Source organism: Candidatus Eisenbacteria bacterium (genome assembly GCA_005893305.1).
GTDB lineage: Bacteria > Eisenbacteria > RBG-16-71-46 > SZUA-252 > SZUA-252 > WS-9.
Genome location: VBOZ01000025.1, coordinates 71145 through 73489, shown reverse-complemented (window position 1 = coordinate 73489; position 2345 = coordinate 71145).

The window sequence follows — 2345 nt, the reverse complement described above, 5'->3', positions numbered from 1 at the left end:
GCCTGCCGTAATTTGCGGCGCCGTGTTGTGCCGCGTGACCTTGACCGAGGTGTTGCCCGTCGCCGTCCCGCCGTGAGCATCATCGACGGTGAGCGCGATCGTAAACGTTGTGGTTGAGAGCACCGCCGGCGGCGTGAAGGTGACGCTGGCGCCCGACCCCGAGATCGTCCCGCCGCTTGGAGTCCAGCCATAGGTCAGGGCATCCCCTTCCGCGTCCGTCGCCGTCACGCTGAGGGTGCTCGTCTGAATGTCGGTGATGGAGTCGGGGCTCGCCGCCGGTCCGGCCGTGATCTGAGGCGCGGTGTTGTGCTGCCGGGTCACTTTGACTGAAGTTGCCCCATTGGTCATTCCCCCACGCCCATCGCTCACAGCCAGGGATATCGTGAACACCGTTGTCGTCGTAATGAGAGGCGGCGTGAAGGTGACGCTCGCTCCAGTGCCTGAGATGGTTCCTCCACTGGGGGTCCACGTATAGGTCAGAGGGTCGCCGTCGATGTCGGTGGCGATTGCCGTGATCGTGCTGGTCTGCAAATCAGTGATCGAATCCGGGAGCGCCGTCGGCCCCGCCGTGATCTGGGGCGGTGTGTTGTGCTTGGTCACCTTGACTGAAGTGCCCCCGTCCGCTGCTCCCCCGAGGCCGTCGCTCACGGCGAGGGAGATCGAGAACACCGTCGTGGTGGCAACCGGGGGAGGCGTAAAGGTGACGCTCGCCCCGCTTCCCGTGATGGTTCCGCCGCTGGCGGTCCATGTGTAGTCCACCGGGTCTCCGTCTGCGTCGGTCGCTGTCGCGGCGATCGTGCTGGACTGTGTGTCGGTGATCGAATCCGGAACGGCCGTGGGTCCCACCAGGATCTGCGGCGCCCTGTTATGACGCCAAACCTTGACGGTCGTCGCACCGTTAGCCGTGCCGCCGCGTCCATCATCTACGGCGAGCGAGATCGAGAAGACTGCCGCCGTCGCCACGGTCGGCGGCGTGAAGGTGACGCTTGCACCGCTCCCGGTGATCGATCCGCCGCTCGGAGTCCAGGTGTACGTCAGTACATCGCTATCGGCATCCGAAGCGGTTGCGCTGAGTGCGCTCGTCTGCGTGTCGGTAATTGAATCGGGGTTTGCACTCGGTCCCGCCGTGATCTGAGGCGCCGTGTTGTGCCGCGTGACCTTGACCGAGGTGTTCCCCGTCGCCGTTCCACTGTGGCCGTCATCGACGGTCAGCGAAATCGTGAACGTCGAGGTCGAGACGACAGCGGGGGGCGTGAAGGTGACGCTGGCGCCCGTCCCCGAGATTGTCCCGCCGCTTGGAGTCCAGCTGTAGGTCAGTGCATCCCCTTCCGCGTCCGTTGCCGTCACGCTGAGGGTGCTCGTCTGAATGTCGGTGATGGAATCGGGGCTCGCCGCGGGACCGGCCGTGATCTGAGGCGCCGTGTTGTGCCGCGTGACCTTGACCGAGGTGTTCCCCGTCGCGGTGCCGCCGTGAGCATCATCGACGGTCAGCGCGATCGTGAACGTCGTGGTCGAGACGACAGCGGGGGGCGTGAAGGTGACGCTGGCGCCCGACCCCGAGATCGTCCCGCCGCTTGGTGTCCAGCAGTAGGTCAGTGCATCCCCCTCCGCATCCGTCGCGGTCGCACTGAGGGTGCTGGTCTGAGTGTCGGTGATGGAGTCGGGGCTCGCCGCCGGTCCGGCCGTGATCTGAGGCGCCGTGTTGTGGCGCGTGACCTTGACCGAGGTGTTCCCCGTCGCCGTCCCGCCGTGGCCGTCATCGACGGTGAGCGCGATCGTGAACGTTGTGGTCGAGACCACCGCCGGCGGCGTGAAGGTGACGCTGGCGCCCGACCCTGAGATCGTCCCGCCGCTGGGCGTCCAGCCATAGGTGAGTGCGTCGCCCTCAGCATCGGTAGCCGTGACACTAAGAGTGCTTGTCTGAATGTCTGTGATCGAGTCCGGGCTCGCCGCGGGACCAGCCGTGATCTGAGGCGCCGTGTTGTGCCGCGTGACCTTGACCGAGGTGTTCCCCGTCGCCGTCCCGCCGTGGCCGTCATCGACGGTCAGCGCCATCGTGAACGTCGTGGTCGAGACGACAGCGGGAGGCGTAAAGGTGACGCTCGCGCCTGTCCCCGAGATCGTTCCGCCGCTCGGCGTCCACGCGTAAGTGAGCGCATCCCCGTTCGCGTCCGTCGCCGTCACGCTAAGAGTGCTCGTTAGAACGTCGGTGATCGAGTCTGGGCTGGCGGACGGCCCGGCCGTGATCTGGGGCGCCGTGTTGTGACGCGAGACCTTGACCGAGGTGCCGCCGGTGGCGGTCCCGCCATGGCCGTCGCTGATGCCCAAAGCAATTGTGAATGTGG